This is a genomic window from Parafilimonas sp. (assembly GCF_051953455.1).
Lineage (GTDB): Bacteria > Bacteroidota > Bacteroidia > Chitinophagales > Chitinophagaceae > Parafilimonas.
In genome coordinates, this window is the sequence record NZ_JBQCIT010000006.1 from 94,892 (window position 1) to 117,572 (window position 22,681).

The following is a 22,681-nucleotide window of genomic DNA, read 5'->3' on the forward strand; positions in this document are numbered from 1 at the left end:
ATTATCAACATGAAAAAACTATCACTTGCAGTAATAGGCCTGTACCTGGGCATACTTTCTTCCTTTTCGCAAACAACAGGCAGCGATAGCGGCTATAAAAGCAAAGCGCTAACAATTGATGAAATAAATTTTGTATCCGGCTACTATCACCAGGATGGCAACAATTCTGCCGTAACCGGTGGCATCGGCACAGAAAAACTTACAGATTTTGCCAACACGCTCGATCTGAAATTATCCCGTTACAGCAACGACTATATAAAACATTCCCTTGCGCTGGAGCTGGGTATTGATCATTATACTTCCGCTTCATCCGATAAAATAGACCCGAGAACTATATCATCTGCCTCCATGTCGGATACCAGAATTTATCCATCCGCAACTTATACCAGAACAAATGAAAAGAATGGTATAACGCTTGGCGCAAACGCATCTTTTTCAAAAGAGTTTGATTATACCTCTTTGGGAGCTGGTTTCAGCTTTACAAAATCATCGAAAGATCATAACGAAGAATTTACGGCTAAAACGCAGGCCTACTTTGATACCTGGAAAGTCATCTATCCGTATGGGGTAAAAATTCCCGGCAATAACCAGGATCAAGATAAAGGTATGGCCGGCAGCGCACCGCGCAATTCGTACAGCTTATCGCTAAGCTATGCCCAGGTTGTAAGCCCCAATTTGCAAATGATGCTGCTATTTGAACCAAATTACCAGAAGGGATTACTGGCAACAAAATACCAGCGGGTGTATTTTACCGATGGCTCCCTGCAATCAGAAAACCTGCCTGGCACGCGGTTAAAAATACCGCTGGGTTTACGGGTCAACTATTTTGCAGGTGACCGTTTTCTTATAAGAACGTTTCTGCGTTATTACCAGGATGACTGGGGCATTAAAGCTTATACTGGCGAATTGGAATTACCGGTTAAGGTTACTTCCTTCTTTTCCATAAGCCCGTTTTACCGGTATTATAGCCAGGATGCCATAAAATATTTTGCGCCTTATGGCCAGCATGCACCGGGCCAAACCTATTTTACAAGCGATTATGATCTGTCTAAATTTCACAGCCAGTATTTTGGATTGAATATAAGAACAGCGCCGCCGGGTGGTGTGTTCAATATACAAGCTATTAAATCTGTTGAGTTAAGATTTGGGCATTATATAAGAAGCACGGGGCTGCACTCCAATCAGCTTACACTGGCAATAGGCATTTTATAGTTTTTTTAAAAATTATAGAAGAAAGTATTTCCGGTTTATGATAAGGTTGTGGCCACAATGCTGCAACATTTAATTCCCTGCACTACAATACGGTTAAACGCTTTAACAAACAAACAGCAATATGCGATTGCAATTTCTTTTGCGCACAATATGTTGTGCAGCGGTTATGCTTTTAAATATACGGGCCAACGCGCAGGATACTGCTACCATACAACTGCATTATGCGCAGCAACGGCTTAATGACAGTGAGATAATTTTCAAAATAAATTATGCCTTACCACCCGGTGTAAAATTGTATGCATTACATAACACAGATGCTGATGTACTTTATTCTTCATTTGAATTTGATTCATCCATAACCTCAAAACTTGACGGAAATATTGCAGAACATGGAAAAGTGCAAAATGGTATAGATGAAAGCGTAAACAGTAAAGTTTACTTTTTTACCGATTCCGGTTATTGGCAGCAAAAAATAAAGGCAGCTATAAATGATAGTTTCGCCATTAAAGGCAAGGTGAATCTTTTTTATAATAAGCATGGAGATTACATAGCTGATGAAAGGCCTTTTAAAGTTTATGTTGATCCGCCTGTTATAGCTGCTGCAGGTATTACGACCAACAAATCTTTATTATGGATATTCTTTTCTGCCTTTGCCGGTGGCCTGCTGGCCTTGCTAACGCCCTGCGTTTATTCAATGATACCCGTTACCGTAAGTTTTTTTATAAAGCGCAGTAAAACAAAAAAGCATGGCATAAGGAATGCCTTATATTATTCGGCTTCCATTATTATAATTTTTACCCTGTTAGGTTTTTTGATCACGTTTCTGTTTGGGCCGGCCGCCCTCAATAATCTGGCTACCAACTGGATTGCCAACCTGTTCTTTTTTATCGTATTTATACTGTTTGGCATTTCTTTCCTCGGCGGCTTTGAAATAACGTTGCCTGCATCGTGGTCTACAAAGGCGGATACAAAGGCCGGGTTAAGTAGCTTTGGCGGCATTTTCTTTATGGCGCTTACGCTGGTGCTCGTATCTTTTTCCTGTACAGGCCCTATTATTGGTAACCTGATTGTGCTGGCTGCCAAAGGCAATTTTTACGGGCCGCTGGTGGGCATGTTTGGTTTTTCGGCAGCATTGGCGCTGCCCTTTTCACTCTTTGCTTTCTTTCCTTCCAAAATTAATATGCTGGGCCGGGCCGGTGGCTGGCTCAACGCTATAAAAGTTACCCTGGGCTTTTTGGAGTTAGCGCTGGCAATGAAATTTTTATCGAATGCAGATTTATCGAAAGGCTGGCGGCTGCTCGACCGCGAAATTTTTCTCTGCATCTGGATGGGTATTTTTCTGGCGCTTGGTTTTTATTTATTTGGCCTTATCCGGTTTAAACACGATGATGCGCTGCCCGAAAACGATTTTGGCGCACCGCATCTTTCTGTTACAAGATTATTCTTTGCCATGGCATCGTTTTGTTTTGTGTTTTATATGGTACCGGGCCTGGCCGGCGCACCCTTAAAAGGTATAAGTGCTTTTTTGCCACCGATGGGCACACAGGATTTTACGGCTGCTGACCGCTTAAACACCAATGAAACAACACAGCAAAACAGCTATGCAGGAAATACATTACCCAAACCCGTGAAGTATGCCGCTAATATGCTGATATACGAACCCGATGTTGTAAAAAAATATGGCATTACAACATATTTCGATTATAAGGAAGCCCTGCAAATTGCAAGACAACAACATAAACCCCTTATGCTTGATTTTACCGGCATCAACTGTGTGAACTGCAGGAAAATGGAAAGCCAGGTATGGAGTGATCCGGAAGTGCTGCAACAATTAAAAACCAATTTTATTATTGCTTCCCTGTATGTAGATGCACAACATGTAGATATTCCGCGGCAGGAGCAGTTTTATTCGAAAGCATTGGAAAAACAGGTAGAAACTTTAGGCGATAAAAATGCAGATATGCAGGTTTCAGCATTTGGCGCCAATACGCAACCCTATTATTTCTTTCTTGATGATAACGAACAACAGCTGGTGAGTGAAGGATATGGTTACGATCCCGATATCAAAAAATTCTCATCGCTGCTGAAGCAGATAAAAAACAAATTTGCAGCTGAAAGCGGTAACAATACCGCCGGTTCATACTAACTCCAGGCAGATGCGCATCTGCAACTAATCTTCCAAATTCCAGGTGATGCCGGCTCCCATCCTGAAAGTATAGGGATATGTTTTCACAGCGTTTTTACTGGTTATAGAAGTAATCGCATAATTAAAGGATGGAATTACGGCCAGGCTTAATTTTTTATTAATCTTATACTCAATTGCGGCATCGGCGGCAAAAGAAAAATAAGCCGGCCGCTGGCCTTTAAAATTAGTTAATGAAACGGTTTGCCGGTTACCATCTTTTTTTATTTCTGTTTCTATTTTAGAGCCAAGTATAATGTGGGTGTAAATACCAGCGCCCGGCGTTACCGTTAACCTGCTTTGCGGGTTAATAGTGTACACTGCCATCAAAGGAATATTAAGCGAGGTTATATGATGTTCCGTATTGGTTGCGGCCACACTATCGCCGGGAATAGCGGTTTGGCCAAAAACTTTATCCAGGTACACATAACCGGCAGTTGTTATTAATTCATAGCCTTTATTATCTGAAGCAGCATGCAGGGTTTGAGAGGCAATTGCAGTACTTGAATTTGCATATAACAATCCGGTTTTGAAACTTAATTTTTTAGTGAAATGATACCCGGCAAAAAATCCAGCAGAAAAAGACGGTTCATGATGTTCTCTTTGCGCCAGCACAGCCGGCTGCACAGGTTCGGGAAAACTGCCGTCATTATCTAAACGCTGCCCGATAAAATCAACCGAAACATAAGGTGTAAGACTCCAGTATTTGGAAAATACCTGTTTGGCAGGCGCTGTTGTTTTTCCGGCAATTGTATTGGTTGTATTAAAAGACGTATCGCTGTTATTTTGTTCAGAAGCAACAGCCGGTTGTTTTTCATCCGCATTTATTTTATTAGCAGAAAAAGCCGTTTCGTCCAGGCTGTCGGTATTATAAAAACCTTGCAGGTGCTGATTATTGCCAGGTTCAGACTTAGCTATGCTTTCATCGTTTGCATGCGCGGCACTCTTTCCGGGTAAAGCATAAAAAGATTTTTTGTAATCAATTCCGCTTGTTTTTTTGTATGCATACCTACCGGTTTTTTTGTTTGCTGTTAGGCCAGTACGAGCAGAGTTGGTCATGAATATCGAATCATGCACACCGGCAAATGAATCCTGCTGTTTTTTCACAGTGCTGTTTTCCTGTTGTACTAAAGTATGTTTGCCCGCAAGGTTATTATCGTCCGGGTTGCTGCTGCGGTTACCGGCAAAAAACAATTCATAGGCAATAAAAGCACTTAGCAATACACACAGCATAGCAGCAATTCTTTTCCACATGGCCATACGGCTTCTGAAATAGAGCGCATCTCTTTTATCTAGCTGCGCATTTATTTTTTCCCATACTTCAGGGGAAGGCTCATCTTCATAAGATTGATAAGCTTTTCTGAACAAATCATCGTTGTTGTGTAAATTTTTATTCATAGGCAAAACGTTCATCCCAACGAGGTTTTTTGTTGTTGAATAATTTTTTTGCGAAGAATTGCGCGGGCATCAGCAAGGTTTGATTTGGAGGTTCCTTCTGTAATGCCAAGCTGTTCTGCAATTTCTTTATGTTTAAACCCTTCAAAAACATATAAATTAAATACCATGCGGTAAACAGGCGTAAGGCCCTGGATCAATGCCAGCAATTCTTTCTCTTCAAGCAGGGATTCTGTTAAGGGAAGTTCGGCAAAACCCGGATCGTCTATCGTTTCATCAATCACCAGGCGCATTACGTTGCTTCTTTTACCCCTGTATTTTGCCAGCGCAGCATTAATCATTATCCTCCTTATCCAGCCCTCAAAAGAGCCTTTACCGGCATATTTATGCATATTGCCAAACACCAGCATAAACCCATCCTGTAAAATTTCCTCGGCTTCCTGTTTATTTTTCGCATACCACATGCAAAGACCCATCATTTTACGGCAATACATATTATAAAGGGCTGCCTGCGCATTTTTTTCACCCTTTATGCACCCGTTAATGATCTGTACCAAGATCTCCGCCAACTATAATATTTTAAAAGTAAGATGTAAATTTCCGCAAAAAGGTTGGGCGCGTTCAAAAGATTGGCCAACCTGCCGGTGTCCTTGAAAGTTTAACTTAATCACTCTTCCCCCGTATTCTTAAGCTTCATCAATAAAGTGTAAGCGCCCTTTGTTACAATTTGTTTGCCTTTTAATGGAGTTGCATTCTTTATTTCAACAAACCCTTTTTCGCTGATGCCGGTTATTACCGGCACCATTTCAAATTTATTATTGCCGGTAATAACAAACAGATAATTCTTCGCTTCAAAATTTACAACAGCATCTTCAGGCGCAGCAAAAACTTTTACATTATTCTCTTCAATATCTGCATTCATGTACATGCCGGGTAACAAATTTTTATCGAAATTTTTAAAATGACAATGCACCTCAACAGTTCTATCGGAAGATATGTCTTTGCTGATGAGAATGATCTCACAATCATAACGCCTGCCTGTATCATTATTAGTATATGCCGTTAAGTGCTGGCCTATTTTCAGCTTGTTAACATCCTTCTCAAAAACTTTTAAGTTAAGATGAATATCATCGGGGTTTACCAATTCAAATAAAACATCAGGCGGATTTACATACTTCCCAATGTTTACATCAACCTTTGATACAAAACCATTGATAGGCGAATAAACGTTGATGGTTTTTGAAATATTATCAGCATTCAATTGTTCAGGATGAATATTAATAAGTTTTAGCTTTTGTGCCAAAGCATTCAATGAAGTCCTGCTGCTATTATATTTCAACTGCGCCTGCTGAAAACTTTTATCACTGGCCGCTTTGCTTTTATTAAGCTCTTTTTGCCTGTTATAATCCGCTTCATCATATACGAGCTGAGATTTTGTGTTGAGATATTCCTGCTGCATCTGTATATACTGCAAATCTTCCATTACAGCAATCGCTTCTCCTTTACTTACATGCATGCCCGGCAGTAATTGGGTTGATTTTAAATAACCTCCCAAAGGCACGCTTACCGAAACTATGTTTTGTGGCGGCACATCAATGCTGCCATTTACTTTTATAATGGATGATAATTGCTGCTGCTGCAATGTATCGGCCTGCAACTGGGCGGCCTGCATCTGGGCATCGGTTAACACCACAACATTGCCCGTTGAATCAGGCAAAACTGCTTTTGTTTGCTCCTGCTGTTTTGTGCTGCTGTTACAGGCAATAAAGAATATTGATATTAATGTGATAATTACTTCTGTTTTCATTTCTCTTGGTTTGAAACATAATAGTTGATATAAATAACGCTTTCATTCAAAGCCTGCACGGCCTCCAGATAACTGTTTTGAATACTGATGGCTTCATTGGTTAATACAACCCAATCGAGGTAATTAATATCGCCATCAGTAAACTGGAGGTTGGCCGTTTGCATAATGGTATCGGCATTATGGAGGGCTGTTTGCCGGTAATAATTTACCGCCCGCAAATTGTTGTTATACTGCAGTAACACACTGCGGTATTGGGTTTGCAGGTTTTGCAATTGCAGGTTGAAATTATTCGCTGCAATTTCTTCATTCACTTTTGCCGCATTGGCTTTTGCTTTTTGTGCGCCGGAAAATATGGGTACGCCAATGCTAACCTGGAATGCATTAAACCTGTCTGAGGACGAGTAGGTCTTTTCATCCGGGCCAACACCGCGGAAGGTTTGGCTGAAATAACCAACACTTAAATCAGGCAACAACTTTGAGCGTTCCAATCTCGTGGTTGCTGCTGCAATTTTTTCCTGCTGCCGGTAAACCTGCAATAGCGGATGCTGTGCCAGCATCGAACTATCCAAAACCACAGGAATAGTTGCTGCGATTGTATCGGCGGCTGGTTCAACATCATTGTTTGTATTTAATAAATATTGAAACCGGGCTTTTGTAACCTCCATTTGTTGTTGTAACGAATGCAGCTGCAATTGAATATTTCCGCGTTGCGTTTCTGCTGTTGTTTTCTCCAGTATATTGCTTTCACCGGTTTTTAAACGCAGAACTGCTTTGTTTAGGAATATTGCATAATTGCTGTCAGCGCTTAATAACAATTTTTCTTTTTCTTTTTGTATGACGAACTGATAAAAAGCCTGCGTAACTTCTTTTTTTATTTCGTGCTGCTGCAATGTTTTATTTAATACTGCATTTTGCAGTTCTTCTTCATATACTTTCCTCTGATTGGAGTAAACGGTTGGGAAATTTATAGACTGGCTAATGCTAAAACGATTATCAAAATAAGCACTGTTCACCTGCCCGAATTCTGCTGCTACATTCGTTTGCGGTATCATCGCTGATGATTTAATTAATGCTTGCTGATACTTTGCTTTCAGCATTTCATTTTTAACAGCAAGATTATTTTTCAACGCTGTATCAATGGCCGCCTGCAATGATATTTTTGTTTGAGCTTCAGCATGCAATCCTGTTGCACACATTGCAATTATTAATAAAATCAAGACTTTCATAGAAGAGACTTTTGTTTTCTGTTTCTTTCCTTTAAATGCCACAAACAATACCGGCAGTACAAATAAGGTGAGAAAAGTTGCTGTAAGTAATCCACCAATAACAACAGTTGCCAAAGGTCTTTGAACTTCAGCGCCGGCGCCGGTGCTTAATGCCATCGGCAGAAAACCCAGTGATGCAACAGAAGCAGTCATCAATACAGGCCGCAACCGCAGTCTTGTGCCATTCATTACAATATGATAAATGTTGGTATAACCATATTCTTTTTGACGATTGAATTCAGCTATCAATACAATTCCATTCAATACGGCAACACCAAATAATGCAATAAACCCAACACCTGCACTGATGCTGAAAGGCAATCCACGCAGTGCTAAAAAACACACACCGCCAATGGCAGATAAGGGAATAGCTGTATAAATTAGTAACCCTTGTTTAACTGACTTCAATGCAAAAAACAATAAGAGAAATATCATAATTAATGATGCAGGCACGGCAACACTTAAGCGCTTTTTAGCAGCAATTAAATTTTCAAATTCGCCGCCGTATGTAACATAATAACCCGGCGGTAGTTTTAACTGCGCATTTACTTTTTGCTGCAGTTCATTTACGATGCTTTGCACATCGCGGCCTTTTACATTAAAACCCACAACAATTCTCCTGTGACTGTCTTCCCTTTGTATTTGATTAGGGCCATTTATAATCTGCACATCAGCTAACTGGTATAAAGGCACCTGTGTACCATTGGGGGCCGGTATTAAAAGATTCTGAACATTCCCCAGATTCCGCCTTTCGTTTGGCACCAGTTTTACTACCAGCTCAAAGCGCTTCTCGCCTTCAAACACAACCCCGGCGCTCTTTCCGGCGAAAGCCGCATTCAATACATTATTCACATCACTGATATTTAAATTATATTGGGCAATCGCATTGCGGTTATATTTCACAATGATCTGCGGCATGCCGGTAACCGGTTCAACATATAAATCGGCACTGCCTTTTACTGTGCTTACAATTTTTGCAAGCTTCTGCGCATTATCTGCCAGTACATTCAGGTCTTCGCCAAAAATTTTACAAACAACGTCTTGTCTTGCACCTGTCATTAACTCGTTAAACCGCATTTGAACAGGATATTGAAAACTGGTGGTGATACCGGGCACTGCGTCCAATGCTTTAGTCATCGTATCGGCAAGGTCATCAAATGAATTTGCGGTTGTCCATTCTTTTTTATCTTTCAATATCACCATCATATCCGTTGCTTCCATAGGCATCGGGTCTGTCGGCACTTCGCCACTGCCAATCTTTGTAACCACTTTTTCCACTTCCGGAAACTGCATTAAAATATGCGCTGCCTGTTGTGTGCTGTTAATGGTTGTATTAAGATTGCTGCCTGTAAGCACTCTTGTATCAACAGCAAAATCGCCTTCTTCAATTTGCGGGATAAATTCACCGCCAAGGCGGTTAAAAATGATAATGGCGAAAACAAACATTGCCACAGCAACGCCAACAACAGTTTTAGGATAATGTAATACTTTCTTTAATGTTCGCTGATAAAGATTTTCGAGGCGGAGCATTATTTTATCCGAAATGTTTTGCTTTGTTTTTACTCTTTTGCTCAGCACTAATGAGCTCATCATGGGAATGTAAGTGAGCGAAAGAATAAATGCGCCAAGCAGGGCAAAGGCTACAGTTTGGGCCATTGGCCTGAACATTTTGCCTTCAATACCTTGTAAGGTGAAGATGGGAACGTAAACAATCAGGATGATGATTTGACCAAATACAGCGCTGTTCATCATTTTGCCGGCCGCATCATTTACAATGCCATTCATTTCATACTGTGTTATTTTGGTTGACGTGGCAAGTTTGTGGCTGTGCGCTATGTGATGCATCACGGCTTCAACAATAATCACAGCACCATCTACTATCAATCCAAAATCCAAAGCGCCCAAACTCATCAGGTTACCGCTAACACCAAATACATTCATAAGTATAATCGCAAACAACATGGATAAAGGAATAACTGAGGCAACGAGCAAACCGGCACGAATGTTTCCCAGAAAAAGAACAAGGATAAACACAACAATAATGGCGCCTTCAATCAAATTTTTTTCAACCGTATGAATAGCATTGTTCACCATTTTTGTCCTGTCGAGAAAAGGTTCTATCACAACGCCTTCAGGCAAAGTTTTTTGTATGTCTGCAACTTTTTCCTTTACATTCCTGATAACTTCATTGCTGTTTGCACCTTTCAGCATCATTACAATAGCGCCGGACACTTCTCCTTTATCATCATAACACATTGCGCCGTACCGCGTAGCATAACCAAGCTGCACTTTCGCCACATCGCGTATAAATAATGGTGTTCCGCTGTTGCCGGTTTTAATAGTGATGTTACTGATATCATCAACAGAGTTCACCATGCCCTCACTTCTGATAAATAACACAGCCGGACCTTTTTCAATGTAAGCGCCGCCCGTGTTTTGATTGTTGTTCTGCAAAGCATCAAAAACATCGGTGATATTGATGTTGTAAGATTTTAATTTGTTCGGGTCAACAGCTACTTCATATTGCTTAAGATTACCGCCAAAACTGCTTACCTCAGCAACACCTTTTACACCTAACAACTGGCGGCGCACTATCCAATCCTGTATTGTTCTTAACTGCGTTTTATCATACTTGTTCTCATATCCTTTTTTAGGGTGAACTACATATTGATATATCTCTCCAAGCCCTGTTGTAATAGGCCCCAATGCCGGTGTGCCAATGCCCGGCGGGATTTGCGTTTGCACCTGCTGCAAACGCTCAGCAACCTGCTGTCTTGCCCAATACACATCCACATCATCATTAAAAATGATGGTAACAATAGACAGGCCGGCACGTGAAAAACTTCTTATTCGTTGCAGCCCGCTAATATTACTGTTGGCAAGTTCAATGGGAAATGTTACGAGGTTTTCAATATCGGTTGCTCCAAAGGCGGGCGCTGTAGTTATAACCTGCACCTGGTTATTCGTTATATCGGGCACCGCGTCAATGGGCAGTTGCTGTACTTGGAAAATTCCGTAGATAACCAACGCCATAACAAAGAGCCCGATAATAAGTTTATTCCTCACGGAAAACTCAATTATCTTATTCAGCATAATTCTGTTCTGTTAATTCATAAGTTTGATTACTGATTAATCAAAGGCAGGCATGCAAACATGCATGCAAATAATTCTTTCAAATAAAAAATAAACTAACAGCTTTTGGGAGGTTGCCAGATGTTAGGGCCATACGTATAATGAGAAAAAGATTGTGTGTATTGAGGAAAATCTTTGGTAATTAGTTCAACCGGTTTTATAACAAAAAAAGATTGTGTCTGAATGAGGACGGTAGTTGAAATATTGTAGGCTACTGAAGGGTTTTGCTCTTTAAAAGGCAGTTGCATATCTGCTGCTGCATCAGGATTTTTATCAACGGGTTTAAGATAATGTTCATCAATAAAGCTCCACAAAGTTTCATTTTTGTTACCTGCTTCATGGGCCTGCAAATGTTCAAATAACATCGGCAGCTTTATAAACTGGTAAAATTCTGTTGTTGTAAACAGGTAAACTAAGAAGAATAATATTGAGATTAATTTCTTCAAGGCTCACAAAGTTAAACACTAAAAATCGAATATTGAATGCTGAAACCAGGGTAAATTTCATTTATAACCAAAGTCATCATTCTTCCTGATCAACGTCAGTCAAACTGCTTTGCGGCCTGATTAATTTCATGCTATAAAAAAATTAATATGAAAACAATAATTGCCCCCGTAGATTTTTCAACGGTAGCAGAAAATGCCTCCTTATATGCTGCGGAACTGGCAGCAGATATTAAAGCTGACCTGGTATTGCTGCATATAATGGAATTGCCTATTGCAGTTGCCGAATATCCTGTTACAGACAGTGCATTTGACGAAGCCGGAATAGAGAAAGAATTACAAACGTTGAAAACGAAACTACTTGCAGCGGTTAATAACAAAGTTAATATCAGGACGAAAAACATTTTAGGTTCTCCTGAACAACAGATAAAAGAGTTGTGCAAAACGATAAAACCCTTTGCAGTGGTCATAGCAACGCACAGCAGCAGTGCGCTTGACCGTTTTTTCCTGGGGAGCACTACTGTTTACAGTGCAAAGCATTTAAACTACCCTGTAATTGTTGTGCCCCATAATGCAAAATATCAGGCAATAAAAAAAATAGCGCTGGCTGCAGATTTAAAGAACGTTTACGATGTGCCCGTAGAAGAAATAGAATCAATCGTAAAATTATTTAATGCAGAGCTTGAAGTTTTACATGCCGCAAAGAATGAGAAAGCTATTAACCGGGATAGCGTTGACAGTTTATCGCTCGACCATCGCCTGATTGCTTTAAATCCCCAGTTCCATGTTGTGAAAAATAATGATACAATCATAGGCATAACAGATCTTGTAAAAGAACATAATATAGACCTGCTAATCATTATACCCAAAAAACATGGCCCTTTTCATAAATCTCAGTCGAAAGATTTTATTTTTTATACCGATGTACCGCTGATGGCCATACATGAAAACGACCTGGTACCTGAATAATAAACCGAAAATAAATTTTATGCGAAGAATTTTGCTGGCAACAAGTGCCAATGATATAAAAACTTCTGCTGTCGATTTCGGCTGCTATATAGCCAATCTTATGCGCTCGCCGCTAATAGGCTTTTTACTTGAACAAAAACAAAAAAAAGAACTGGCCGAACGGTTAGTGCTTGTGGAAAACAACGATTATGAAACAACGTTGCCGGCAGAAATTGCGGCTAATGCAGATATTTTCAGTAACCGGTGTTTGCATAATGACGCCCGGCATACAGTTCGTCATATACAGGGCAACCCTTTGCAGGAAATAGTTAATGAAAGTTTGTATGCTGACATAATATTAACCGATGGCAATACAACTTTTAACGGGTACGATGGATGGCCTTCGCAATTTGTAAAAGAATTATTGGAACATGCAAAATGCCCGGTAATTGTTACCCCATTTGATTTTGATGAAATTAATGAAGTGGTTTTTGCTTATGATGGTACCGATTCGTCAATTTTTGCAATGAAACAATTCATTTATCTCTTTCCTGAATTAACGGATGTAAAAACCACCGTTTTGCAGGTACTGGATCAGGAAGAACATGATATAACCGAAAAGAAAAAACTGAAGGAATTTTTAATGATGCATTATGGCGCTGTTCACTATGACACCTTGGTTGGTAGTGCTGAAACAGAACTATTTAAAAAATTTCTTTCGCAGCGAAATAAAATACTGGTGATGGGCGCTTACGGAAGAAAGAATTTCTTTAGCCGCAGCACTGCGGACATTCTTTTGAAAACCTTAAACATACCGGTTTTCATTACCCATTATTAGGAAATACGTTTACGCTTCTTTTAAATAATTGTATCGTTGGAATTTTTCTGGACGCATACTGCAACTGAATTATATCACCAGTTAAATACCTGTAAAGAAGGTTTAACTGAAGCTGAAGTTTATCAAAAACGATCGCAGCATGCCGATAAAACCAAAATTAAAAAGCCCTGGATAAATGATTTAATACTGCTTTTATCACAGTATAAGAATCCATTAATATTATTGTTGGTCTTCGCCGTTATACTTTCAACCGTTTTGGGTGAATATTCAGAAAGCATCATCATCTTTATTGTATTATTGCTTACCGGCATCCTGGGATTTTTCCAGGAACGGAGTGCGGGCCGCGCTGTTCAGGAACTCCGCCGGCTGGTGCACAATAAAGCGTCTGTAAAAAGAGATAATATTGAAAAAGAAATTCCGGTTGATGAAGTAGTTGCGGGCGATATTATCCTGTTAAATGCCGGCGATATTATTCCTGCCGACTGTTATATCGTTCAGTCAAATGATCTGCACATAAATGAATCCGTACTTACGGGCGAATCTTTTCCTGCAGAAAAATTTACCGGTGATTGCAATGTTAGGGCGCCTTTATCAAAAGTTACCAACGCAGTATTTAAAGGCACAAGTGTTATCAACGGAACCGCGACTGTACTTGCCGTAACTACAGGAGACAAAACTATCCTCGGCAAAATCGGCTATTCCCTTCAGAAAGAACAGGCACCCACTGCCTTTGAAAAAGGTATCATCAAATTTGGTTACCTGCTCATGTATTTAACCATCGTTATTTCAGTTGCCATCTTAATCATTAATCTTTCCCTTCATAAACCTCTGTTTGACTCTGTTTTATTTGCGCTGGCTTTGGCTGTTGGGTTGACGCCTGAACTATTGCCTGCCATCATTACAATTACTTTAGCCGCCGGCGCCAAACGCATGGCAAACAAAAAAGTAATCGTAAAAAAATTAAGCGCTATTCAAAATCTTGGCGAGATTGATGTTTTATGCAGCGATAAAACCGGTACCCTTACCGAAGGCATTGTAAAGCTTAATGCAGCCATTGATCATGATGGAAAACAAAACGATAAAGTTTTATTATATGCCTTGTTAAACGCAAGCTTCCAAACCGGCTTTTATAACCCTATTGATGAAGCCATTAAAAATGCTTCAGCGATAAGCATAAATGCTTATCAAAAAACCGATGAAGTGCCCTATGATTTTCAGCGTAAGCGCTTAAGCATTGTTGTTATCAGAGCTGACAGTCACATTATGATTACAAAAGGCGCAGTAGATAATGTACTTGCAGTTTGTTCCAGGTTTGAAAGCGCAGATAATGAAATAAAAATTATAAATGATACGATAAAAGACTCTATCCAGGCGCAATATGAAAACCTGAGCGGGCAGGGTTACAGGGTAATTGCTATTTGTTATAAGGATGTAAGTAACGACCCGGTTATAAATAAAGAGGATGAAAAGGATATGATATTTCTTGGCTTTCTTACATTATCCGATTCTCCTAAGAAAGGGATTATAGAATCAATTAACCGGTTAAAAGAAGCCGGCATTTCCTTAAAGATTATTACCGGGGATAATCATTTTGTGGCAAAACATCTTGCGGCGCAAATCAAATTAAATGCGGAAAAAATTATTACGGGAAATGACCTGGAAAACATGAGTGATGATGTATTGCGTATGCATGCAAGGCAGGCCGATGTATTTGCAGAAGTTGTGCCTGAACAAAAAGAAAGAATTGTAAAAGCATTGCAGCAAACCGGCCATGCAGTGGGCTATATGGGTGATGGGATTAATGATGCCAATGCTTTAAAAGCTGCCGATGTAGGTATATCAATTGATAATGCCGTAGATGTGGCAAAAGAAGCCGCAGATCTTGTTTTGCTTGACCAAAATATTGATGTGATTCGTGAAGGCGTTGAAGAAGGCAGGAAAACTTTCATGAACACCATGAAATATATTTATATAACCACAAGCGCCAATTTCGGTAATATGATAAGCATGGCTATAGCTTCTGTAATATTGCCTTTTTTGCCATTACTGCCTGTGCAGATTTTATTAAATAATTTTTTGAGCGATCTGCCTGCAATCGCCATTGCATCCGACAATGTGGATAAGGAACTTGTAACAACGCCGCGCAAATGGAATATAAAATACATACGCCGTTTTATGATCATTTTCGGATTACAAAGTTCTTTATTCGATTTTATAACATTTGGCATTTTATATTACTATTTTCATGCGAGCCCTCAAACGTTCAGAACGGGCTGGTTTATGGAAAGTTTGTTGTCAGAGATATTAATTCTTATTGTGCTAAGAACAAGGCATCTATTTTTTAAAAGCAGGCCGTCGAAATATTTGCAGCTATCAAGCCTTTTTACATTCATCGCCTGTATTATAATTCCTTATTCACCTTTTGCAAAAAACTTTGAACTATCACCTTTGCCCGTTTCTATCTTTTTAAGCGTATTTGCGATAATAGCTGCTTATATCATTTTTGCCGAAATAACAAAGCGGTTTGTGATGGAAAGATTATAGATTTTATAACGCTTTTAGTCAGGCATCATCAGCACGGCCGCTCCGTTAAACTTACCCGTACGCAGTTCCTGTAAAGCTTCATTGGCTTCGTGCAGTTGAAACAATTTTGTTTCAGTTTTAATGTTTGCCTGGGCAGCAAGCTTCAAAAATGCTTCACCATCTTTTCTTGTAAGATTGGCTACAGATTGAATGCTTCTTTCTTCCCATAAAATATCATAAGAAAATGATGGAATATCACTCATGTGAATGCCGCCGCAAACCACTTTTCCTCCTTTATCCACATCCTGCAATGCTTTTGGAATAAGATTTCCAACAGGTGCAAAAATGATGGCGGCATCTAATTTTACAGGTGCTGGTTTTGATGAGTCACCGGCCCATTCCGCGCCAAGTTGCAAAGCAAATTGTTGAGCTTTTAAATCACCATCTCTTGTAAAAGCATATATTTTTTTACGCTGGAAAACAGCGGCCTGTGCTATTAGATGAGCCGCTGCGCCAAACCCATAAATACCGATTGTTTCGGCGGCCTCGTCAATCATGCTGTAAGAACGGTAACCTATTAAGCCTGCGCATAACAGTGGTGCCCCACTGGCATTTGCATACTTCTTATCAAGAGGAAAACAATATTGCTCGTTAGCCACTGTATATTCTGCATAACCACCGTTTATGGTATAGCCTGTAAACAAAGCATTTTCGCATAGATTTTCTTTACCCTGCAGGCAATACTTGCATTTTCCGCAAGTATATCCAAGCCAGGGAATGCCCACAATATCCCCTTCTTTCAATACTGCAACAGCACTTCCTTTTTTTACAACCATGCCAACAATTTCATGACCGATAATCACTGGAAGTTTGGGGTGGGTTAGTTCACCATCGGTAATATGTAAATCAGTACGGCAAATACCGCAGGCAATAATTTTTACAAGCACTTGTTTATCTAATGGTTGAGGGATGGGCAATGTTTTTAAAACCAGCGGTTGCCTTTGTTGTTCGAGCACCATTGCCTGCATAGTAGATGGAAGTTGCATCGGCAGAAATTTATATTGTAAAAAAGTACATAGCTAATTTACCGCACACAATTAAGATATCTCATATCCATTTCACAAAGTTCGAGCTTTGCCTGCTGTTATTCACCCTGACAAAATTCATCTTATAGTTTTCTTCGGATCATAAATTAAAGCTGCTGTTCAGGGTATCTTGTAATTAAAATGAGCGCTATGAACACCTTTTTATCGCGACAGTATCGGCAGGTAATTTTTTAAGATCGCTCAGCCGGGATGATCCGCAGCATATGCGCCTTGCCATTAAGGAATAGCAGCGCCAGTTAATTTCAGGCACAACTGAAAATTATATAATCCCTTTTATAGCCAAACAATAAACAGGAGAACTTAATGCAAAACCTTCTTATCATGTTTTAAGAGAACCATCTTTGACAACAACCATTTTACAGCTAATAAAAAACTTATAGCAGTTATGTAAATTATGAACCCGGCAGTATATATGCGCAACAAGTTAATACCATAATTATCCGGTATAGTTTTATGCCCGTACGATTTAAACAGCATATTCAAAAATGGGATCAGGAAAAGCGGCAGGCTATGTAAAAAACTTATATAAGTTTTTTGCCGGAAGCGGGATAACCAAAATAATAAAGCAGATAAACTGTAAAAAATGATTGAAACGGCCGGCGCCAATACGGCAATCTTTTCAATAACAAGCTGCATTTTGCCGGTGCACAAAGTGAATATCCAGAAGAAGGTTGAAACAAACGCATATGTTATTGGCAGCAAAGGGAAAATTTTTTCAGCTACTACCGGGTGTAAATTCTTGTTTTTACTTATTAAGTAAAATAAGCCATACAATAAAGGATAGCCTGAGAAAAAAATAAAAAAATAGATCCACCAGAAAACTGAGAAAAAAATCTGCATATAATTTTTATGTAAGAATAATTTTTACAATCTGTAAAAAGAATGACTTCCGGCATATCTGCTCATAATATATATCATTGTTACAGACCCATTTCCCGAAAAATGATTAAACGTATAGTTTAAATGGAACCTCGATATTTACACACCCCTTGTATGAGAAAAAATATCATGCCCGGTTTCATTCTAATAACAGGTTTTAACCGCCCGGAAAGCTTATTAGCAGTGTGCAATGAATACAGGCATGTTTAAGCCCTCAATAATTACATCCGCGCTGCTTTTATGAAATAACCTGGAAAGCCAGTCGCGCCCATAAGCACCCATTACAACCATACTGTTTTCCCTGGTGAGCAGGTATGCAAACAATGCATCGCTGGTGTTGCCTTCTTTTACATTTGTTTCAACAGAAACATAATGACTCTGCAACCATAATTTTATTTTATGCTGGTACTTTACTGTATGTGCATGTTTATTTACTTCAAACAATTGAACTTTTTTTTCTTTCAGTGCGGGAAAGAGATAAGTAAATTACTTCATGGCAAACATTGAAGAAGCAGATCCATCATAGGCGAAAATTATTTCGTCTATTGTTTTAAAACCTGCATTGCTCAGGATGACAGGGCATTCACTTTCTGCAAGAATATCTTTTATAAATCTTGATGGTTCACTCGTTGTTTTTTTGGAAAACGACATGCGGGCATCGGCTATCATTACATCTGTAAAGCGGCTTTCGGTTATTAGCTCCTTTGCAGGCATACCACAGTCTACATGCATGGTATGCAGGATATTTTTGACTTTACAGGTTTCATTAAACAATACGGTTGCCATTTCACAGGCTTTTCGCCTGTCGTTATTTGAAGGGATATCAGTAGTTAAAACTGTTTCAATATACGGTTGATTATTCAGGCTTTTTACAACGGGCTTAAAAGCATAGTCGAGGTTTTCAAGCATAATGCCGGTGAGCCTGAGTAACCTGCGCAAAATAACAGCCGCAATTAATTGCATCGGCAGCGGGATAAAGCACATCAATTGCCACAACTATGTTCAACATAAAAAGGTTTTACTGATATGAAACATGAATGCAATTCAGCAGGCAGCTTTACAGAAATTTTCATGGCCATTAAAACATCAGGCCGCCTTCCCGCCGTTTAATTCTTTCAACAGCAGCATCACTTCTTCATCGCTTATCTGGCTGAAATCTTTATAAAACCCTCCTACCCCGTAAAACGGTTCGGGGGTGTACAGGCTGATAAATTCATCCGCTTCTTCCGATATACGTGTGGCTGCCTCAACAGAAGATACGGGCACGGCAACCACTAATTTCTTTGGATTTCCAGCGCGTAATAGTTTCAATGTTACCAGAATTGTTTTGCCTGTTGCAATACCATCGTCCACAATAATTACAATTTTATTCTTTATATCAAGCGGCCCTTTACCACCCATAAATCTTTTGTAGCGTTCTGCAAGCGACTTGCGGATCCGGTTTACTTCACGTTCAATATAATATTGCGGTATGTTATACTTGTTTTCTATAATACTGCCTTCCAGTCCAACTGCACCAATGGCAAATTCCTCATTGCCGGGATAGCCGATTTTTTTTGTCATCAATAAATCCAGCGGAAAACCAAGATGCTTTGCAAGGTAATAGCCTATCGGAACACCGCCTCGCGGCACCGCCAGTATCACCCCTTCTTCATTTTTATATTTTTCAAGAAGCTGCGCCAGTTTCATGGCAGCATCATAGCGATTAAGGAAAAGCATAATTAGATACGTTTATATTCACAGCCTCGCAACAAAAGGCTTAACGAGATATTTTTCAAACCAGTCTTCTGCAAGTTCCGATACAATATGAAGCTTACCTTTTTCTTCAAACAGATGCGAAGCTCCCTGTACTATTTCAATATGCCTGGTGCATTTCATTTTCTGAAAAGCCTTTTGGTTTAGTTTAATCACTTCATTGTCCAGGGAACCAATTATTAAAAGTGTTGGGCATTTAAGTGATGTCAAAGCATTCTCAGTAGCAAGATCAGGCCTGCCGCCGCGGCTTACAAGGGCCTTAATTTCGTCACCGAAACCGGCAGCCGCATTAATCGCTGAAGCAGCGCCGGTGCTTGCGCCAAAATAACCAACAGGTAATTTTTTTAATTGCGGATGCAGTACTGCCCAATGCGTTAATTGCTTCAATCTCTCTGTAAGCAGGGAAATATTAAAACGGTTCTGAATGGTCACATCTTCTTTTGGCGTAAGTAAATCAGCCAGCAATGCCGCAATGTTATTTCTGTACAATATTTCAGCAACATAATTATTCCTCTGGCTAAAACGGCTACTGCCGCTGCCATGTGAAAAGATTACTAATGCAGCCGGCTGTTTAGGTAGATATAAATAAGCGTTGAGAGAAAAGCCATCAAGAGGAATGCTGACTGAAGTTTTATTTTCATGTATTTCATCGTATTGCATATTTAAATTATCGGTTATTGTTCGATGCATGATTATTGATTATGATGTACGAAATAAGTGCAGATAAAAAACAGGAACAATGACTACCATCAAATATTATCGTGATGCTGGGCATGCTTTATTTTTTCTTAAAAACTGACATTTAAAAAAAACTTTTATGCAGATATCTTTTCTAAAAGAAGGCACAGGACAAATCGTATTGTTCAATCAGATGATAACGGAAAACGCGGTTGATCTGAATGATGCCAAAGCTTTGGATACACTGATGGATGCAATCGGCGATTCAAAATATGTATTGCTGGGTGAAGCATCTCACGGCACGCATGAGTATTATACATGGCGCTCAAAAATCAGCCAGCGCTTAATAAAGGAAAAAGGATTTTCATTTATTGCAGTGGAAGGTGACTGGCCCGATTGTTATCGCCTTAACCGCTATGTAAAACATTATAAAGATGCAGCGGAAACAGCGCAGGAAGTATTGCGTGCGTTTAACCGGTGGCCAACATGGATGTGGGCCAACTGGGAAATTGTTGCACTGGCAGAATGGATGCGCAGCTACAACAAAAATCTGCCGCAAAACAAACGCGTTGGTTTTTATGGACTGGATGTTTACAGTTTATGGGAAAGCCTTGAAGCCGTTATAAAATACCTGGATAAGGTTGATCCGCATGCAAAGGAAGTTGCAATGGAAGCATGGAAATGTTTTGAACCTTACAGTGAAGACGAAGGCCAGTCTTATGCACGAGCAACACAACATAAATGGGTGCCTGCTTCGTGTGAAAATGAAGTAATTGATTTACTGGTGGAAATAAGAAAAAGAATGGAGCAATATAACTCGGATCCGGAAGCAACGCTGAACACAGAACAAAATGCCATTGTTGCCGTGAATGCAGAGAGATATTACCGGGCTATGGTAAAGGGCGGGCCGCTGTCATGGAACATCCGCGATCATCATATGGTTGATACTTTAAACCGCCTGATGCAGCATCATGGCATGCATGCAAAAGCTATCGTATGGGAGCACAACACGCATATTGGCGATGCACGTGCAACGGATATGCGCTATGATAATATGGTGAACGTTGGCCAGTTAGTGAATGAGCAACATTTTCATGATGGCGTTTTCAGCGTTGGCTTCGGTTCATTCCAGGGCAGTGTGATTGCAGGAAAGAGCTGGGGCGATATAATGTATGTTATGAATATGCCAAAAGCAAAGGCTGATAGCTGGGAATTTATTTTACATGAAGCCGGCGCAAAAGACCGCATTGTTTTTATGAATGAAGCAGTGCGCAAGTTATGGGGCACCAGGGAAATCGGGCACCGCGCCATTGGCGTTGTGTATAATCCTCAGTGGGAATACGGAAATTATGTGCCCAGTGTAATCCCATCACGCTATGATGCCTTTATTTTTATTGATAAAACCAAAGCTTTACATCCGCTGCACATTCAGCCGCATGGCCACCAAATACCGGAGACTTACCCATTTGGCGTTTAATGCAGCAATTAATAAGCTGATTTGATTCATACCTTTAGGTGCCGGAAATCATTCGATGAGCATTCTCATAATCCTATTTTTATTTCTGTAAAAATCTTCCGATGAAAAAGGTATTACTGGCAATTGCAGAAAATAAATTGCCCGAAAGCGCATTTGAGTTTATAAGCCGGCTCAATGAAATAAATCCACTGTTGTTAACAGGAATTTTTCTCAGAGAAATTATCTATATACCTGATCCTGCCTTCAGCTACTACGGAATGGTGAGTGGCGCAGGTCATAATGCGGAAGCTGAAGCCATTGTTCAGAAGGATATTCAAAGGCGCACTGATTGGTTTGAAAAAGCCTGTCAAAAAAAACACATTGAATACCGCGTTCATAATGATACAGACGACCTGATTGTGGAGGCATTGGTGAAGGAAACCCGCTTTGCCGACCTGCTGGTGGTGAATGCTGAAGCGTTTTACCAATTATCAGAATTAACCGAGCCGGAAGGTTATTTAAAATCGATTTTACACCTGGCCGAATGTCCCGTATTGATCGTGCCGCAAAAATTCAGCTTCCCGGAAAATATTGTGCTTGCCTATGATGGCAGCGCCTCTTCCGTATATGCCATCAAACAATTTTCATATATATTGAATGAGTTGTGTAATAAGGATGTAATAGTTGTGCATGAGGCAGCCGCAAACAGCGAAAAAATACCGGATGAAGCTTTGATTGAGGAGCTTGCTGCACGGCATTTTAATACACCCAATTTGCTGATGTTTCATAAGCACATGATGAGGCTTGCCGAATGGGTAAAGGTGAAACAATCAGCTATGCTGGTAACAGGAAGTTACAGCCGGTCAAATTTCTCTGAAATGTTCAGGAAAAGTTTCGCTTCAAAAATTATCCGCGATCATAAAATGCCGGTATTTATTGCTCATAAATGATTGAAGCGAAGTCAACGCCTTAGTACCCATTTCTTGTCTATTCCGAAACTTTTAAAGATAGCAAACAAATATTTCATGACATTTAACGAGCTATAGCAATTTCATAGTAATA

17 protein-coding genes are annotated in these 22,681 nt (G+C 39.9%); 7 read left to right on the top strand and 10 right to left on the bottom strand.

Features of this window, described 5'->3' with window-relative positions; genetic code table 11:
* Positions 1-9 precede the first annotated feature (9 nt).
* Together ACTHN6_RS01470 and ACTHN6_RS01475 are read left to right on the top strand one after the other, a co-directional pair.
* Positions 10-1,212 carry a DUF3570 domain-containing protein gene (locus ACTHN6_RS01470; RefSeq protein ID WP_440433932.1) on the top strand — a complete coding sequence of 401 codons (1,203 nt, stop codon included), beginning with the start codon at positions 10-12 and terminating at the stop codon, positions 1,210-1,212.
* A 166-nt stretch (positions 1,213-1,378) separates the two neighbouring features.
* On the top strand, positions 1,379-3,358 hold the full coding sequence (locus ACTHN6_RS01475; RefSeq protein WP_440433933.1) for a protein-disulfide reductase DsbD family protein: 1,980 nt from the start codon (positions 1,379-1,381) through the stop codon (positions 3,356-3,358).
* A gap of 24 nt (positions 3,359-3,382) precedes the next feature.
* Here ACTHN6_RS01475 and ACTHN6_RS01480 read toward each other — a convergent pair whose 3' ends face one another.
* The 5 genes from ACTHN6_RS01480 to ACTHN6_RS01500 form a co-directional block, all read right to left on the bottom strand.
* Complete coding sequence (locus ACTHN6_RS01480) at positions 3,383-4,792, bottom strand: outer membrane beta-barrel protein (RefSeq protein WP_440433934.1); 1,410 nt, start codon at positions 4,790-4,792, stop codon at positions 3,383-3,385.
* An 11-nt stretch (positions 4,793-4,803) separates the two neighbouring features.
* Entirely contained in the window at positions 4,804-5,358 is a 555-nt protein-coding gene (locus ACTHN6_RS01485) for an RNA polymerase sigma factor (RefSeq protein WP_440433935.1), read from the bottom strand.
* Between the two features lie 98 nt (positions 5,359-5,456).
* A complete protein-coding gene (locus ACTHN6_RS01490) occupies positions 5,457-6,596 on the bottom strand; it encodes an efflux RND transporter periplasmic adaptor subunit (RefSeq protein ID WP_440433936.1) in 1,140 nt (379 codons plus the stop codon).
* A complete protein-coding gene (locus ACTHN6_RS01495; RefSeq protein WP_440433937.1) occupies positions 6,593-10,954 on the bottom strand; it encodes a CusA/CzcA family heavy metal efflux RND transporter in 4,362 nt (1,453 codons plus the stop codon). Before ACTHN6_RS01495 ends, ACTHN6_RS01490 begins: the two co-directional genes overlap by 4 nt.
* 95 nt (positions 10,955-11,049) lie before the next feature.
* A complete protein-coding gene (locus tag ACTHN6_RS01500) occupies positions 11,050-11,439 on the bottom strand; it encodes a hypothetical protein (RefSeq protein WP_440433938.1) in 390 nt (129 codons plus the stop codon).
* A 147-nt stretch (positions 11,440-11,586) separates the two neighbouring features.
* On the opposite strand from ACTHN6_RS01500, the gene ACTHN6_RS01505 reads away from it, so the two are divergent.
* Genes ACTHN6_RS01505 through mgtA form a run of 3 tightly spaced genes read left to right on the top strand, consistent with a single transcriptional unit; the run spans position 11,587 to position 15,766 of the window.
* Positions 11,587-12,405: a universal stress protein gene (locus tag ACTHN6_RS01505; protein WP_440433939.1), complete on the top strand. Its 819-nt coding sequence runs from the start codon at positions 11,587-11,589 to the stop codon at positions 12,403-12,405.
* Positions 12,406-12,424: 19 nt separating this feature from the next.
* Positions 12,425-13,222 carry a hypothetical protein gene (locus tag ACTHN6_RS01510; RefSeq protein WP_440433940.1) on the top strand — a complete coding sequence of 266 codons (798 nt, stop codon included), beginning with the start codon at positions 12,425-12,427 and terminating at the stop codon, positions 13,220-13,222.
* Between the two features lie 36 nt (positions 13,223-13,258).
* Positions 13,259-15,766: a magnesium-translocating P-type ATPase gene (gene mgtA, locus ACTHN6_RS01515; protein WP_440433941.1), complete on the top strand. Its 2,508-nt coding sequence runs from the start codon at positions 13,259-13,261 to the stop codon at positions 15,764-15,766.
* A 14-nt stretch (positions 15,767-15,780) separates the two neighbouring features.
* On the opposite strand, the gene ACTHN6_RS01520 is transcribed toward mgtA, so the two are convergent.
* The 5 genes from ACTHN6_RS01520 to ACTHN6_RS01540 all read right to left on the bottom strand — a co-directional run bounded on the left by ACTHN6_RS01520 (position 15,781) and on the right by ACTHN6_RS01540 (position 20,175).
* Positions 15,781-16,791 carry a zinc-dependent alcohol dehydrogenase family protein gene (locus ACTHN6_RS01520; RefSeq protein WP_440433942.1) on the bottom strand — a complete coding sequence of 337 codons (1,011 nt, stop codon included), beginning with the start codon at positions 16,789-16,791 and terminating at the stop codon, positions 15,781-15,783.
* Positions 16,792-17,907: 1,116 nt separating this feature from the next.
* A complete protein-coding gene (locus ACTHN6_RS01525; protein WP_440433943.1) occupies positions 17,908-18,174 on the bottom strand; it encodes a universal stress protein in 267 nt (88 codons plus the stop codon).
* Between the two features lie 42 nt (positions 18,175-18,216).
* Positions 18,217-18,693 (bottom strand): hypothetical protein, encoded by a 477-nt coding sequence (locus tag ACTHN6_RS01530; RefSeq protein WP_440433944.1) that lies wholly within the window; start codon positions 18,691-18,693, stop codon positions 18,217-18,219.
* 123 nt (positions 18,694-18,816) lie between these two features.
* The gene (locus tag ACTHN6_RS01535) at positions 18,817-19,449 is read right to left on the bottom strand and encodes a phosphoribosyltransferase (protein ID WP_440433945.1); all 633 of its coding nucleotides are present in this window, start codon (positions 19,447-19,449) and stop codon (positions 18,817-18,819) included.
* 18 nt (positions 19,450-19,467) lie between these two features.
* Entirely contained in the window at positions 19,468-20,175 is a 708-nt protein-coding gene (locus tag ACTHN6_RS01540) for a dienelactone hydrolase family protein (RefSeq protein ID WP_440433946.1), read from the bottom strand.
* Between the two features lie 127 nt (positions 20,176-20,302).
* Here ACTHN6_RS01540 and ACTHN6_RS01545 point away from each other — a divergent pair, with 127 nt between their 5' ends.
* Both ACTHN6_RS01545 and ACTHN6_RS01550 read left to right on the top strand, forming a co-directional pair.
* The gene (locus ACTHN6_RS01545) at positions 20,303-21,640 is read left to right on the top strand and encodes an erythromycin esterase family protein (protein ID WP_440433947.1); all 1,338 of its coding nucleotides are present in this window, start codon (positions 20,303-20,305) and stop codon (positions 21,638-21,640) included.
* Positions 21,641-21,741: 101 nt separating this feature from the next.
* Positions 21,742-22,569, top strand: a complete 828-nt coding sequence (locus ACTHN6_RS01550; RefSeq protein ID WP_440433948.1) for a hypothetical protein — start codon at positions 21,742-21,744, stop codon at positions 22,567-22,569.
* Positions 22,570-22,681: the final 112 nt, after the last annotated feature.